The sequence below is a fragment of the Cupriavidus sp. R6-3 genome, from assembly GCF_059772245.1.
The window spans coordinates 11220-26719 of record NZ_JCBAJO010000001.1 but is presented as its reverse complement, the minus strand read 5'-3'; the positions used below and the strand labels follow the sequence as shown (position 1 = coordinate 26719).

The following is a 15500-nucleotide window of genomic DNA, read 5'->3' as shown; positions in this document are numbered from 1 at the left end:
GGGTCAGCGGTAGATCGCCACGTGGACCGGCTCGCCAACGCGGGCATGACCGCGGTACATGCCTTCGGTGTTGAACGGCAGCGCGACATTGCCGGCCGCGTCGATCGCCACCAGCCCGCCCCGGCCCTGGATCGCCGGCAGGCTCTGCATCACGACCGCATGCGTCGCGGCCTCCAGCGAGCTGCCGGCATAGCGCATGCGCGCCGAGATGTCGTAGGCCGCCACCACGCGGATGAACATCTCGCCGGTGCCGGTGGTCGACACCGCCACCAGTTCGTCGGCATAGCAGCCGGCGCCGATCACCGGCGTATCGCCGACGCGGCCGAGCTGCTTGTTGGTGATGCCGCCGGTGGACGTTGCCGCGGCGAGCCGGCCCTGGGCGTCGAGCGCGACCGCGCCGACGGTGCCGAACTTGGTGCCGGGATCGAGCGGCTCGCCGCCCGCCTCATCGGCGTCGGCGCGCGCGGCCAGCGCGGCGGCGTCGTGATCGAGCAGGGCCATGCCGCTGCCCGCGCGGGCGCGTTGCCATTGCGCATGGCGCTCCGGCGTGTAGTAGTAATCCGCCTCGACCAGCGGCAGGCCCTGCGCCTGCGCGAAGGCTTCCGCGCCGTCGGCGGCGAACAGCACATGCTCGCTGCGTTCCATCACGGCGCGCGCCGCCAGTACCGGATTGCGCAGGCGCTTGACGCAGGCCACCGCGCCGGCGTCGCGGGTGGCGCCGTCCATTACCGCGGCGTCGAGTTCATAGGTGCCGGCGTTGGTGAGCACGGCGCCCTTGCCGGCATTGAACAGCGGACAGTCCTCGAGCAGCCGCACCGCTTCGGTCACGGCATCGACGGCGCTGGCGCCGTCCGCCAGCAGGCGTTGGCCCGCGCGCAGGGCCTGTTCGAGCGCGGCGATGTATTGGGCTTCCTTGTCCGCGTCCATCGCGGCGCGGGTGATGGTGCCAGCCCCGCCATGGATGGCGATCACGGGCGTGGGCTTGGAGGTCGATCGGTCTGCGTTCATGGTGCTGTGTCGGCCTGCACGGCAGGCAACTCGGTGAGGCTCGGGAGCGTTATTCGGTGCCGGGGTCCGGGCGCCGGCGCCGTGGCGCCTTGCCGGACCCCGGACGGGGCTTGGTCTGCGTGTCGCCCGCCGCGGCGGTGCGGCTGGAATCGCCGCGGGCATGGGTCTGATGCAGCCAGGGCAGCACGAATTCGGTCATGTCGGCGGCGGCCTTGACCGAGCCGGTGGCGCGGTGTGCCACCGCGCCGCACAGCGCCTCGATCATCGCCAGCACGGCCGCATCCGAGTTCGGCGACAGCTGCCGGCCGGCGCTGACATACAGCGCGATATCGGCAAACGGCGCCAGCGGCGAGGTCGGCCCGTCGGTCAGCGCCAGGATGCGGGCACCGTGGGCGCGGGCGCGCTCGGTCAGCGCGACGCTGTCATAGACATAGCGGGGAAAAGCAATCGGAATCACCAGATCGCGGCTGGTCAGCTTGAACAGCTGCCGCGCCGCCGTCGACGCGCCGCCGACGCCGGCGACCGTGATCACCGTGCGGCAGTACATGTCGAGCCCGTGCTGCAGCAGGCCGGCCAGATAGCCGCTCGCGCCGAAGCCCAGCACATAGACATGCTCGGCCTCGAGGATCGCCGTCACCGCGCGTTCGCAGGCATCGGCATCGAGCGCGCGGCGGGTCGCCTGCAGGTTGCGCTCGTTCTCCTCCAGCGAGGCCGCGATGATTTCCGTGACGGTGGCCGGGCGCTCCAGTTCGGTGCGCAGCTTCTCGACCGGCGCCAGCGTGGCCTCGAACCCGCGCACCAGTTCGGCGCGGAACTGCGGGTAGCCGTCGAAGCCCAGCGCATGGGCAAAGCGGTTCGCCGTCGCCACCGACACCTGCACCGCCTGCGCGAACTCGTCGATGCGCATCGTCGCCGCGCGGAACGGGTTGGCCAGCACGTAATCCGCCATGCGCTGGTGCGCCGGCGTCAGCGACGGAAACACCTTCGCGATGCGCTGCGAGACCGTGGTCTCGGGCGCGGCGTCTGGCGCGGAATCGGCCGGCCTGGCGGCCGGGTCCGGACGGGAAGCAGTCATGGCTCTGCGGTGGGCCGGGCGCAATCTGGTGCATCCGGCGAACAGCTATCGATGTAAACAAATTTACACGCAATAGCCGTGCCATGAAAATAGAGTTTACGAGAGCAAGGGTTAACCCCGACTTCGTCATTCCTGGACGACTGCCCTGGGTCCGCCGCCGAACCTGCGGAACGCTTCTTGCAGCTTTCGAACTTCCCCCGAAAAACAGGAGGCACCCATGCCAGCGCAACGCCGAATCCTGGTGGTCGCGACCAACGTCGACCAGTATCAAAAAGTGGGCTTTCGTACCGGCCTGTGGCTCAGCGAACTCACGCACTTCTGGGATGTGGCCGAGGAAGCGGGCCATACGCTGCAGCTGGCGTCGCCGTCGGGCGGCATGATCCCGATCGATCCCGAGAGCCTGATGCTGTCGGAACTTGCACGAAGTGCCGGCATGCGCAGCAGTGTTTTCAAACGCTATGAGGACCGGATCTTCATGGACCTGCTGAACGACACGGTCAACGTGGCGTCGGTCGATCCGGGCGAGTTCGATGCCATCTACCTGACCGGCGGGCATGGCGTGATGTTCGACTTCCCGGGTTGCGAGCCGCTGGCGCGGCTGATCGCGGCGATGTACGAGCAGGGTCGCGTGGTGGCCGCGGTGTGCCACGGCCCGGCCGGCCTGCTGGACGTCAGGCTCGGCAATGGCGAGCTGCTGGTGCAGGGCAAGCGCGTGACCGGCTTCTCGTGGAACGAGGAGATCATGGCCAAGCGCGACTTTGCGGTGCCGTTCGGGCTCGAACAGGAGCTCGGCAAGCGCGGCACGCAATACAGCAAGGCGATGCTGCCGTTTGCGCCTTATGTGGTCGAGGACGGGCGCCTGATCACCGGACAGAACCCGGGCAGCGCGTATGGCGTGGCCAAGGCGGTGCTGCGCACGCTGCGGCTGTCGGAGCCGGCGGCCGAGCCGGCTTGAACGGCCCGGCTTGAACATGCCAGCTCGAACGACCGGACTCGAAAGTGCCAGCCTGAGCCTGCCAGCTCGAACGGCCGGACTCGAAAGTGCCACCCCGAGCCTGCCGGCTCGAACGGCCCGGCTCGAAAGTGCCACCCTGAGCCTGCCAGCTCGAACGCGCCGGCTCGAGGCCGCCGCCTGAACACCAGCGCGGCGGCCCGAAAGCTCAGCCGCCCTCGCCCATCGCCGGCAACACCCGGCCCGGATTCATCAGATTCTTCGGATCCAGCGCCCGCTTGACCTGCCACATCAGCTCGAGCTCGACCTCCGACTTGTAGCGCCGCAGGTCGTCGCGCTTGACCGCGCCGATGCCATGCTCGGCCGAAATCGAGCCGCCTTCGCCGTGGGCAAGGCCATCGACCAGATCGGATACCGGCTTGTACCACTGCGCGAGGAAGGCCTTCGCGTCGGCGTCCTTCGGCCGCAGCGGATTGAAGTGGACGTTGCCGTCGCCCATATGGCCGTAGATCACCATGCGGGCATCGGGCACCAGTTCCAGCACGCGGCGCGAGGCCTCGTCGACGAAGTCCGCGATGCGCGACAGCGGCACCGACACATCGCACTTGATGCTGCCGCCGGTGCGCGTCTGCGCGTCCGAGATTTCCTCGCGGATGCGCCAGAAGGTCTGCGCGTCGGCGACGCTGGCCGCGATCGCGGCATCCTGCACCAGCTGCTGTTCGTAGCCGCTTTCGAGGATTTCCAGCAGCGTCGCCTCGAGGCTGGCGGCGTCCGCGCCCGAGCTCAACTCGATCAGCACCATCCACTCGTGCCGCTGCGCCAGCGGCGACGCGACATTGCCCAGATAGTCGAGCACCAGGTCGAGCGCCGGGCCCGAAATCAGCTCGAAGGCCGTGACGGCCCCGCCCGACAGCCGCTTGGCCTCGCCCAGCAGGCGCACGGCCGCATCCGGCGACGCCACCGCGACGAAGGCCACCGCGCTCGCACGCGGCTGCGGCATCAGCTTCAGCACCGCGGCCGTGATGATGCCGAGCGTCCCTTCGGCGCCGATGAACAGGTGCTTCAAGTCGTAGCCGGTGTTGTCCTTGCGCAGGCAGCGCAGCGACGAGTAGATGCGCCCATCGGGCAGCACCGCCTCGATGCCGAGCACCAGATCGCGCATATTGCCGTAGCGCAGCACCGCGGTACCGCCCGCATTGGTCGACAGATTGCCGCCGATCTGGCACGAACCCTCGGAGCCGATCCGCAGCGGAAACAGGCGCCCGCCCTCCTCGGCCGCGGCGCGTGCGGCGGCCAGCGTCACGCCGGCCTGCACCGTCAGCGTGTCGTTGACCGTGTCGATCGCCAGCACGCGGTTCATGCGGCTCAGGTTCAGCACCACGGCATCGCCGCGCGTGTCCGGCACCGCGCCGCCCATCAGCGAGGTATTGCCGCCCTGCGGCACCACGGGCACGTCGTGCGCATGGCACCACGCCATCACCGCGGCGACCTGCTCGGTGCTCGACGGCAGCACCACCACGCTGGCCTTGCCGCGGCTGATGCGCCGGTAGTCGGTGACATAGGACTCGGTATCGGCGTCCGCGACGAGGCAGGCGTTGTCGCCGACGATGGCTTGCAGCGCGCGCAGCGTGGCGTCGCGAGTGGAACTATCCAGGGACATGATGCGGAGAGATCGGGAAATCGTTCAGTAGGCGGCGGACGGCCGTTGTGCGGGGACGGCGCCTTCCTCGCGGAAGGACGCGGCCAGCTGGCGCGCGGCCTTGGCAAACAGCAGCACGTCGACGCCGGTGGCGACGAAGGTGCAGCCCAGCTCCAGATAGCGCCGCGCCAGCGCGGCATCGGACGTCAGCGTGCCGGCCGCCTTGCCGCTGGCGACGATGGTGCGCATCGCGTTCTCGATGGCGGCCTGCACCTCCGGGTGGCCGGGATTGCCGCGATGCCCCATCGACGCGGCCAGGTCGGCCGGTCCGATAAAGACGCCGTCGATGCCATCGACCGCGCAGATCTCTTCCAGGTTTGCCAGCGCGGTCACGGTCTCGGCCTGCACCAGCAGGCAGACCTCGTCATCGGCGACATCGAGATAGTCGGTGCGGCCGCTCCAGCGCGAGGCACGCGCCACCGCGCTGCCGACGCCGCGGATGCCCTGCGGCGGATAACGCGTCGCGCTGACCAGCATGCGCGCCTGCTCGGCGGTATCGACCATCGGCACCAGCAGCGTGGTCGCGCCGATATCGAGCAACTGCTTGATCAGCGGCACGCCGCCCGCCACGGCGCGCACGACAGGGGCGCTCGGATAGGCCGAGACCGCCTGCAACTGGGCCAGGATGCTGCGCACATCGTTGGGGGCGTGCTCGCCGTCGATCAGCAGCCAGTCGAAGCCGGCGGTGGCCGAGACCTCGGCCAGATACGGCTCGGCCATCGACAGCCACAGGCCGATTTGCGGCCGGCGGGCGGCCAATGCGGTCTTGAAGGGATTGGATGCGGGCATGACGGGTCCTGTCAAAGCAATGCGGGTTCGATGGGCCTGGCGACCGAGCCTTGTACGGCGTTGTACGGCCTTGAGGGTTTCCTGCGGCGTTCTACGGCTGCGGCCGGCCTCAGTCCAGTTGCCCCTGGCACAAATACTTCAAATGCAGGTAATCGTCCAGTCCATGGCGCGAGCCCTCGCGCCCGTAACCGGACTCCTTGACGCCGCCGAACGGCGCGGCCTCGGCCGCGATGGCGCCCTCGTTGATGCCGACGATGCCGGTCTCCAGCGCCTGCGCGACGCGCCAGATGCGGCGCACATCGTTTGAATAGAAGTAGGCGGCAAGGCCAAACGGCGTGTCGTTGGCGTGGCCGATCACCTCGTCCTCGCTCGCGAAGCGGAAGATCGGCGCGACGGGGCCGAAGGTTTCTTCGCAGGACAACGCCATCTGCGGCGTGGCCCCGATCAGCACGGTGGGCGCGTAGTAGTGCGGACCGTCCGCGGTACGCACGCGCTTGCCGCCGGTGACGACGCGCGCGCCCCGGGCCACCGCATCCTCGACATGGCGGGCGATCTTGTCGACCGCGCGCGCATTGATCATCGGGCCGATCTGCGAGCCCTCCTCGCTGGCCGCGCCGACCTTCAGCGCCCCGACGCGGCGAGCCAGCCGTTCGACGAAATCGTCGTGAACGGCCTCGTGCACGTAGATGCGGTTCGGGCAGACGCAGGTCTGGCCGCCGTTGCGAAACTTCGATGCCATCAGCCCTTCGACCGCGGCGTCGAGGTCCGCATCCTCGAACACGATAAAGGGCGCGTTGCCGCCGAGCTCCAGCGACAGCTTCTTCAGCGTCGATGCGGATTCGCGCGCCAGGTGCTTGCCGACCGGCGTCGAGCCGGTGAACGTGATCTTGCGCACGCGGCTGTCGGCGAGCCAGACGTCGACCACCTCGGGCGTGCGTTCGCGCGACGCAGTGACGATGTTCAGCACGCCCGCCGGCACGCCGGCAAGCTCGGCCAGGTACACCAGCGCCAGCGCGGTCAGCGGCGTGTCCTCGGCCGGCTTGGCGACCACGGTGCAGCCGGCCGCCAGTGCCGGCGCGATCTTGCGCGCGATCATCGCCAGCGGAAAGTTCCACGGCGTGATCGCCGCCACCACGCCGACCGGTTCCTTCAGCACCAGCATCTTTCGGCCCGGCACGGCCTCGGCCACGATGTCGCCGCAGATGCGGACCGCCTCGGCCGCGAACCATTCGACGTACGCGGCGCCGTACTGCACCTCGCCGCGGCTCTCGTGCATCGGCTTGCCCTGCTCGGCCGAGATGATGCGCGCCAGGTCTTCCTGGTGCTCGAGGATCAGCGCATGCCAGCGTTGCAGCAGACGCGCGCGCTCCCTGGCCGGACGGCGGCTCCAGTCGGCGAAGGCCGCGTGTGCGGCATCGGCGGCGCGGCGCGCGTCCTCGGCGCCGCTGTCGGCAACCTGCGTCAGCGTGGCGCCGTCCGCGGGATTGGCGACATCGAGGCGCTCACCGCGCGCGGCGGGTTGCCACTGGGCGCCGATCAGGTTCTGGCCGCGCAGCAGCGCGGCGTGGGAAAGCTGCAGGGACATGATGCGATGGAGGTCTTGGAGAAGGACGGTAAGCGGGTGGACGCGGCCGCATGCGGCCGAAGAAAACGCCGAAAGCCGCCGCAAGCAGCCACGGGCGGCCACAAGCGACCGCATGTGGCCAATCAGCTGACGATGCCCATATGCCAGGGCACGAACTCGTTGTCGCCCAGGCCGAGCAGCTCGCTGCGGGTCTTGTCGCCGGAGGCCACGCGCAGGATATGTTCGAAGATACGTTGCCCCATCTCGGCGACGGTCAGCTCGCCGTCGACGATGACGCCGCAGTTGATGTCCATGTCGTCGGCCAGGCGCCGGTACATCGGCGTGTTGGACGCCAGCTTGATCGTCGGCGCGGGCTTGGAGCCGAACATCGAGCCGCGGCCCGTGGTAAAGCAGATCAGGTTGGCGCCGCTGGCGATCTGGCCGGTGACCGCGACCGGGTCATAGCCGGGCGAATCCATGAAGACGAAGCCTGCCTTGTCGATCGGCTCGGCGTACTGGTAGACCGCCTGCAGCGGCGTGGTGCCGCCCTTCATCGCGGAGCCCAGCGACTTCTCGAAGATGTTGGCGAGGCCGCCCTGCTGGTTGCCGTGGCCCACGACGCCGTTGAACTGCGCGTTGTGTCCGGCGGTATAGCGCTCCCACCAGGCCAGCCGGTCGAGCAGCTTCTGCCCGACCTCCGGCGTGACGGCGCGCCGCGTCAGCATGTATTCGACGCCATGGATCTCGGGCGTTTCCGACAGGATCGCGGTGCCGCCGTGGCGCACCAGGATGTCCATCGCCGCGCCCAATGCGGGATTGGCGGTGATGCCGGAGAACCCGTCGGAGCCGCCGCACTCCAGGCCGATCTTCAGATGGCTGGCGGACACCGGCTGGCGTTGCGCGGCATTCGCTGCCGGCAGCATCGATTCGATCGCGCGGATACCGGCGGCGATGGTCTCGCGCGTGCCGCCGGTGTCCTGCATCACCATCGTATGCAGCTGGCTGCCGGGCTCGAGTTGTTGCGACTCGACCAGCGATGCGACCTGATTGCGCTCGCAGCCAAGCCCCACGATCAGCACGCCGGCCAGATTCGGATGGCGCGCATAGCCGGCCAGCGTGCGACGCAGCAGATCGAAATGCTCGCTCGGCGACGACATGCCGCAGCCGGTGCCATGGGCAAACGCCACCACGCCGTCGACATTGGGATAGGCCGCGAGCCGCTCCCGCGTGAAATGGTCGGCGATATGCCGGATCACCGTGGCCGAGCAATTGACCGACGACAGGATGCCGATGAAATTGCGCGTGCCGACGCGGCCGTCGGCGCGCACGAAACCCTGGAAGGTCGCGCGCTCGGCCTCGGGCACATAGTCGATGGGCCGCACATCGCTGCAGAAAGCCGGGTCGCGATAGAAATCGACCAGCTTCAGGTTATGCGAATGCACGTGCTCGCCCGGCGCGATATCGCGGTCGGCGACGCCGATCACGGTGTCGTACTTGCGCACCGGCTCGCCCTTCGCGATCGCGCACGCGGCGATCTTGTGGCCGGCCGGCACCTGGGCCCGCGCACGCACGCCAAGCTCGGGCAACGGCTGTCCCAGCGCCAGGTCCTGGCGCGCGATCAGCACGTTGTCATTGGCGTGCAGGCGGATGACGGCATTGACGTTCACGTCGAACAATTCCTGTGGTTGGTGGGGGCAATCGGCGGTCGGCGGTCGGCGGCTTGCGGGATCAGCTCTGCTGCAGCATTTCCTTCAGCTTGAGCCGCTGGATCAGTTGGGTCTCCTGCTCGTAGACCGTCGCCACGTACTTCTTGTAGTCGGGCCCATCGAGGTACATCACCGGCGCGTCGATGCGCGCGGCCACCTGCCTGAATTCCTTGCTGGCGACCGCGGCGCGGAAGGCGTCGCGCAGCTGCTTCTCGATGGCCGGGTCCAGCCCCTTCGGTGCGCCGATGCCGTTGGGCGCTTCGACCACGACGTCGTAACCGAGCTCGCGCAGCGTCGGCGTGTCCTTGAAGCGCGGCGTCCGCTGCTCGCCCCAGGTCGCCAGCAGCCGCAGCTTGCCGGATTCGACATGCGGCGCCCACGAGCTGGAATCGGCCAGCAGGTCGACCTGGCCGCCGAGCACGTCCTGCAGCGCAGCCGAGCCGCCCTTGTAGGCGATCGCGTTGAAACGCACGCCGGCGGCCAGCGCGAACTGCTCCATGCCGACATGGGTCGCACCGCCGATGCCGGCGTGGGCATAGGTCAGCTTGCCGGGATTGGCCTTGGCCGCCGCGACGACTTCCTGCAGCGTCTTGTACGGCGAGCTGGCCGGCACCGCGATGCCGAAGGTCTGGCCCGAGGTGCGCGCCAGATAGGTCAGCTCGGTGCGCGGATCGATCTCCAGCATGCCAAGCTGCGAGAAGCGCGTTACCGAGATCGGAATCTGGCCGATGGTGTAGCCGTCCGGCTTGGCCCGCGCCAGCGCGCGGGTGCCGATCATGCCCGAGGCGCCGGCGCGATTCTCGACGACGATCGATTGCTTCAGGATGCCCGAGGCGACCTGGCACAGCGCGCGCATCGACTGGTCGGCGGTGCCGCCGACCGGCCACGGGCAGATGAAGGTGATCGGACGTTCGGGATAGGTGGCGGCACTGGCGCCGCGTGCCAGCAGCATGCCGGCGGTACCGGTGGCAGCCGCCGCCGCGGCCGTGGCAACACCGGCGCTGGCGCCGAGGAGCAGGCGGCGGCGCGCGGGATTGGTGGGGGAACCTTGGTTCATTGTCGTCCTCGCACTGTGTTATCGGTGGTGGCCGGCGTGCATCGAGGCAACGCCATGGGCGGCATTGTGTCCGGCAACGACATAACGATCCAATCCAATATCGTCATTGCTTCATAACCTTTCCGTTAAGTAGGCCGCGAGGTAGACTGCGCGGCATGCCCCATATCGACCGCGCGCTGCGCTCCAATATCAAGCTACGCCATCTGCAGTTGCTGGTGGCGCTCGACGAGTTCCGCCATCTCGGCAAGACCGCCGAATTCCTGTCGATCAGCCAGCCCGCGGTGTCCAAGACGCTGTCCGAGGTCGAGAAGATGCTGGGCCTGGTGCTGTTCTCCCGCTCGACCCGCGGCACCGAGCCGACCGCGGCGGGAGAAGCGCTGATCCGCTTCTCCCGCCGCGTGCTGGCGCAATACGATCGCACGCGCGAGGAGATCGAGGCGGTCGACACCGGCGCGGCCGGGCGCGTGCGCGTCGGCGCGATGGGCGCGGCGCTGCCGGTGCTGCTGGCGCGCGCCACCGCGCGGCTGAAGTCGCGCTCGGCGCAGGCCACCGTGCTGATCGAGGAAGGCGATCTCACGCATCTGCTGCCGAAGCTGCGGCTGTCCGAACTGGACCTGATCGTGGGCCGGCTGGAGCCGGGCTATGCGGCGCCGGACCTGGCCACCGAGGCGCTATACAACGAACCGATGGTGGCCGTAGTGCGGCCCGGGCATCCGCTCGCCGCCAAGCGCAAGGCCGGCTGGGCCGACCTGGCGCAGCTGCCCTGCGTGATGCCGCCGCCCTGGGCCTCGCTGCGGGTCAAGCTGGAGCAGGCGTTCCTCGCCCAGGGCCTGGAGCCGCCATCGGACCGGATCGAGACCTCGTCCTATCTGGCGGTCTCGACCTTCGTCACGCAGCGCGACGCCGTCGGATTCCTGGCACGCTCGGTGGCGAAGCAGTTCGCCAGCGAAGGCAGGCTCGAGCTGGTGAATATCGCCGTGCCGATCGAGCTGCCGCCGGTCGGGATCATTACGCTGCGTGCATCGCGCGAGGCCGGGCTGGGCGCGAGCGCGGAGCATCTGTCGATTGCCTGCGGCTGGCGGCGGCGGAGATGGACGCCGGGGAAAAGCCGCGGCGACGGAGCGCACGACGCGGGACATGATCCGGTCGAAGGGTTGTCATCGCCCCGGCCGCGCTGCCGCGCCGCCCTTGACCAGCGCCTCGATCGCCCTCGCCGCCGCCAGATGCTGCGGCACCGACAGGCCTTGCGTCGCGTTGGCCGGGGAGATCTGCGCGCCCTGGGCGCTGCCGCGGGCGGTGAAGTCCGCGCCCGGCGCATAGACGTTGCGGGCGATCGCGCCGACCTCGGCGTCGGACAGATCGGCGGCGACCAGCAGTTGCGCGGCGACGGCCACGGTGGCCGCGCTGGCGGCCTGGTTCGCATAGGTGCCTGCCGGCACCGTATAGCGGAAATAGCCGCGGCCGGAATCGGCGAGCGCGGCGGCGGCCTTGTCGCCGAGCGGCAGCAGGCGCAGCGGAATCGCGGCCAGCGCGTCGCGGATACTTTCCGACGGCACGCCGATGATCTGGATCACGGCATCGACCTCGCCCTGCCGAAGCGCCACCAGCGAGGCGTTGATGCCCAGCTCGCGCCCGGCAAAATCCGCTGGCTTGAGGCCGTGCGCCGCAAGCACACGTAACGCCGTCCGTTGCGACGCGCCGCCCTTCTCGCCGATGGCGATGCGCTTGCCGCGCAGGTCCGCCACCGTCTTGACGGCTGCATCGGCGCGCACGAGAACATGGACCGCCTCCGGATACAGGCTGCCGATCGCGCGCAGCGACGTGAACGGGCCATCGGCGGCGAAGTCGCCGTCGCCGCGATAGGCGTCGAGCGCGGCATCGGCCTGCGCCAGCGCGAGTGAGGCCTTGCCCTGCCGCAGCATCCGCAGGTTCTCGTCGCCGCCGCGCGTGACCAGCGGCACCACGCGCGCGCCGGGATTGGCGGCCAGCGCCTGGGCGAAGCGCAGGTATTGCCCGCCCTCGGCGCCCGCTGCGAGCGGGTAGCCCTGCTTGGCGCGAGCCAGCCGGGCGCGGATGCTGGCATGCGCGGCGGCAAGTTCCTGCGTGATCATCGCGTGCTGCTCTGGCGACGATTCGGCCGGCACGGATTCGACGATGCGGCGCACGGCCTCCAGCATCGCGGCCGCGCCTTGCGGGGCGCTGGCCGCATAGGCGGGCGCGGTGACCGGGCGATAGCCGCCCGGCACCACTGGCACCCATCGCCCATTTTCTTCGCGGTACACCGCGGCGCCGTGCGCGCGGATGATGTCGCCCGCCTTGTTGCCGCCCAGCGCGATGCCCTGCACGCCCCTGGGCGCCGCACCGAGCGCCGAGATCAGGCCGGCGACGCCCGGCGCATCCCAAGCGCCGAAGTCGAAGTCGCGCGTCAGCTTCAGCTCGGCGTCGAAGTAGACGACACGCCGGTCTTCGCCCGGCGGGCCGCGCCGATCGGTCTGCGAGCCCTGGCGCCGCAGTTCCGCCAGCTGCACCGTGCCCGGCGGCAGCGCCTGGGCCAGCCGCGCGGCGACGTCCTTGCGCAGCGCGTCGGCGTCCGGGCCGCGCTCGCATCCCGCCAGCAGCGACGCGACGACCAGGGCAAACAGCGCGAAGAACAGGCGGCGCACGATCAGCCTCCCATCCATGGCATCGCCAGCATCAGCGTCAGCACGAAGGCATTCATGATGTCGACGAAGAAGGCGCCGGCCAGCGGCGCCACCACGAAGCTCTTCGGGGCCGGTCCGTGCTTGGCGGTAATCGCCTGCATATTGGCCATCGCGGTGGCGGTCGAGCCCATGTTGAAGCCGATGAAGGCGGCGGACAGCACCGCGGCCTCGTAGTCCCGCCCCATGAAGCGGAAGCAGACCAGCACCACATACAGCACGATAAAGACCACCTGCATCGCGATGATCGCGATGAATGGCCCCGCGGACAGCGCCACGTCGACCAGGTCGAGCGCCATCATCGTCATCACCAGGAACAGCGACAGGCTCACATTGGAGATCAGCTCGGCGGGCCGGTCGTCGAAGCGCACGCCGGTCAGCGGCAGCAGGTTGCGGATCACGATGCCGGTCAGCATGCACCACAGGAAGCCTGGGATCGTGATGGCCTGGCCCGAGAACAGCGAGGCGAGCCAGCGGCCGACCACTACCGCCACCAGGATGCCGCCCAGCGCGCCGACGGCCGCGACGGTGGTGATCGGAAATCCATGGGCCTCCGCCTCGACGCTCGCTTCGTCCTCGCCCTGCGAGCGCAGGCGATATCGCGAGATCAGGTACTGCGCGACCGGCCCCGCGATGATACCGCCGACGATCAGGCCGATCGTCGCCACCGTCATCGACAGTTCCATCACGGACTGCAGATTGTTGATCTCGGCGAAGCGCTCGGCATAGGCGGCGCCGGTGCCGTGCCCGCCCACCAGCGTGATCGAACCGCCGACCAGCCCGAAGATCGGATGCAGGTCCAGCGCCTTGGCCATCGCGACGCCGACGGTGTTCTGCACCACGATGTAAGGAAACAGCACGATCAGGAAGATCACCAGCGCCTTGCCGCCCTGCTTCAGCGCGCGCAGGTCCGCCCCCATGCCGACGCCGGCAAAGAACATCAGCAGCAGCACGGGCTTGATGGCGGCGTCGATGACGACGCGGAAGTCGAACAGCGCGACCGCAATCGCCGCGACCGCGGCAAACAGGACCCCGCCGGTGATCGGATCGGGAATGTTGTAGCGCGACAGAAAGGCGACCCGGCGATTGATCAGCGTACCGAGCAGCAGGACCAGCACGGCGATCAGCACCGAGGTGACCGGATCGAGGCGAATCTGCATCGAGTTCCCATCCTTGCCCGCCTGTGCCGGCGGAAAAGTGACGCGTATGGATCTATGCCAGCATAGACGCGCCAAATGCGAACCGCAATGCGCAAAAAAAATGCCGGACGCGATCGACCGCGTCCGGCATTCGGGCAAGCGCGACCGGAGGTTACGCCGCCGACTGCGTCAGCTCGGGCGTGCCCGGGGCGGCGGGCGCGACGGCCTCGCCGGCCATCGCCTTGCGCAGCTGATCCTTGTCCAGCTCGCCTTCCCAGCGCGCGACGACGATCGCGGCGGTCGCATTGCCGACCAGGTTGGTCAGCGCGCGGCATTCCGACATGAAGCGGTCGACGCCGAGGATCAGTGCCATGCCGGCGACCGGCACCGAGGGCACCACCGCCAGCGTGGCCGCCAGCGTGATGAAGCCCGCGCCGGTCACGCCGGCCGCGCCCTTGGAGCTGAGCATCGCGACCAGCAGCAGCAGGATCTGGTCGCCGAACGACAGGTGGATGTCGCAGGCCTGCGCGATGAACAGCGCGGCCATCGTCATGTAGATGTTGGTGCCGTCCAGATTGAACGAATAGCCGGTCGGCACGACCAGGCCGACCACCGACTTGGCGCAGCCGGCCCGCTCCATCTTCTGCATCAGCGTCGGCAGCGCGGCCTCGGACGAACTGGTGCCCAGCACCAGCAGCAGTTCCTCGCGGATATAGCGGATCAGCTTGACGATCGAGAAGCCGTTGTAGCGCGCCACCAGGCCCAGCACGATCAGCACGAACAGCAGCGACGTCAGATAGAAGGTGCCGACCAGCATCGCCAGGTTGGCCACCGACTTGATGCCGTACTTGCCGATGGTGAACGACATCGCGCCGAACGCGCCGATCGGCGCGACCTTCATCAGGATCGACACCAGACGGAACACCGGCAGCGTGACGGCCTGCAGGAAATCGACCACCGGCTTGCCGCGCTCGCCGACCAGCGCCAGCGAGATGCCGAACAGCACCGCGACGAACAGCACCTGCAGGATGTCGCCATTGACCATGGGGCTGAGCACCGTGGTCGGAATGATGTTCATCAGGAAGCCGGTGATGGTCGAATCGTGCGCCTTGGCGACATAGCCGGACACCGCGTTCGAATCCAGCGAGGCCGGATCGATATGCAGGCCGTGGCCGGGCTGGACCACGTTGCCGACGATCATGCCGACCGCCAGCGCCAGCGTCGAGAACGTCAGGAAGTAGATCATCGCCTTGCCGGCGACGCGGCCGACCTTCTTCAGGTCCGACATGCCGGCGATGCCGGTGACCACGGTCAGGAAGATCACCGGCGCGATGATCATCTTGACCAGCTTGATGAAGCCGTCGCCGAGCGGCTTCATGCTCGAGCCGATATCGGGCCAGTAGTGGCCCAGCGCGATGCCGGCGACGATGGCGACCAGCACCTGCACGTACAGATGGCGATAGAACGGACGAGGCTGCGCGGCCGTGGCCGCGGCGGTGTGGGTGTCGATCATGCGGGTGTCCCCTGCCAATGGGCTGCCGGGCGCCATGCGGGGGCACGCGGCGGCGAGTTTCTTGAAATATCCTGGCCGAGCGGATGCGGCGCCGGACCAGCCGCTATCGCAATGCGTGTGCCAGCCGAATGTCTTTCACAATTCGTTGATCTTTAAGGGAAAAATTCGGAAGCGCCGTGCGGCTCGCTGGCGTTTGAGTGGAAATCCACATAGAATTCGGGCCATTTGTATGGAAATCCACACAACTTTCGCCGCACACAACCGCGCTTGCGTGTCCGACGTGCCGGCTTGACCGCTTC

At 68.7% G+C, this 15500-nt stretch carries 11 protein-coding genes and 1 pseudogene; 2 read left to right on the top strand and 10 right to left on the bottom strand.

Annotation, left to right across the window (positions count from 1 at the left end):
- Positions 1-3 precede the first annotated feature (3 nt).
- A complete protein-coding gene (locus AC6EI8_RS00115) occupies positions 4-1008 on the bottom strand; it encodes an isoaspartyl peptidase/L-asparaginase family protein (RefSeq protein ID WP_498380923.1) in 1005 nt (334 codons plus the stop codon).
- Between the two features lie 49 nt (positions 1009-1057).
- Positions 1058-2083, bottom strand: coding sequence for a MurR/RpiR family transcriptional regulator (locus tag AC6EI8_RS00110; RefSeq protein ID WP_149318203.1), 1026 nt, complete (start codon positions 2081-2083; stop codon positions 1058-1060).
- A 217-nt stretch (positions 2084-2300) separates the two neighbouring features.
- Between AC6EI8_RS00110 and AC6EI8_RS00105 the strand changes: the two genes are divergently transcribed.
- Positions 2301-3038: a type 1 glutamine amidotransferase domain-containing protein gene (locus AC6EI8_RS00105; RefSeq protein WP_265634254.1), complete on the top strand. Its 738-nt coding sequence runs from the start codon at positions 2301-2303 to the stop codon at positions 3036-3038.
- A gap of 205 nt (positions 3039-3243) precedes the next feature.
- Here the strand turns inward: AC6EI8_RS00105 and AC6EI8_RS00100 are convergent, their stop codons facing one another.
- From AC6EI8_RS00100 to AC6EI8_RS00080, 5 genes are all read right to left on the bottom strand, one after another.
- Positions 3244-4695, bottom strand: a complete 1452-nt coding sequence (locus AC6EI8_RS00100) for an FAD-binding oxidoreductase (protein WP_498380922.1) — start codon at positions 4693-4695, stop codon at positions 3244-3246.
- Between the two features lie 24 nt (positions 4696-4719).
- On the bottom strand, positions 4720-5523 hold the full coding sequence (hpaI, locus tag AC6EI8_RS00095) for a 4-hydroxy-2-oxoheptanedioate aldolase (RefSeq protein ID WP_498380921.1): 804 nt from the start codon (positions 5521-5523) through the stop codon (positions 4720-4722).
- A 109-nt stretch (positions 5524-5632) separates the two neighbouring features.
- Positions 5633-7108, bottom strand: coding sequence for an NAD-dependent succinate-semialdehyde dehydrogenase (locus AC6EI8_RS00090; RefSeq protein WP_226105387.1), 1476 nt, complete (start codon positions 7106-7108; stop codon positions 5633-5635).
- A gap of 122 nt (positions 7109-7230) precedes the next feature.
- Positions 7231-8754 carry a UxaA family hydrolase gene (locus tag AC6EI8_RS00085; protein WP_498380920.1) on the bottom strand — a complete coding sequence of 508 codons (1524 nt, stop codon included), beginning with the start codon at positions 8752-8754 and terminating at the stop codon, positions 7231-7233.
- Between the two features lie 61 nt (positions 8755-8815).
- Positions 8816-9850, bottom strand: a complete 1035-nt coding sequence (locus AC6EI8_RS00080) for a tripartite tricarboxylate transporter substrate binding protein (protein WP_226105384.1) — start codon at positions 9848-9850, stop codon at positions 8816-8818.
- Between the two features lie 155 nt (positions 9851-10005).
- Here AC6EI8_RS00080 and AC6EI8_RS00075 point away from each other — a divergent pair.
- Positions 10006-10991, top strand: a pseudogene (locus AC6EI8_RS00075) (LysR substrate-binding domain-containing protein).
- Positions 10992-11007: 16 nt separating this feature from the next.
- Here AC6EI8_RS00075 and AC6EI8_RS00070 read toward each other — a convergent pair.
- The 3 genes from AC6EI8_RS00070 to AC6EI8_RS00060 form a co-directional block, all read right to left on the bottom strand.
- Complete coding sequence (locus AC6EI8_RS00070) at positions 11008-12531, bottom strand: TAXI family TRAP transporter solute-binding subunit (RefSeq protein ID WP_498380919.1); 1524 nt, start codon at positions 12529-12531, stop codon at positions 11008-11010.
- Positions 12516-13709 carry a sodium/glutamate symporter gene (gltS, locus tag AC6EI8_RS00065; RefSeq protein WP_226105377.1) on the bottom strand — a complete coding sequence of 398 codons (1194 nt, stop codon included), beginning with the start codon at positions 13707-13709 and terminating at the stop codon, positions 12516-12518. The genes AC6EI8_RS00070 and gltS overlap by 16 nt, the downstream gene beginning before the upstream one ends.
- A gap of 151 nt (positions 13710-13860) precedes the next feature.
- Entirely contained in the window at positions 13861-15201 is a 1341-nt protein-coding gene (locus tag AC6EI8_RS00060) for a dicarboxylate/amino acid:cation symporter (RefSeq protein ID WP_150083476.1), read from the bottom strand.
- Between the last annotated feature and the right edge of the window lie 299 nt (positions 15202-15500).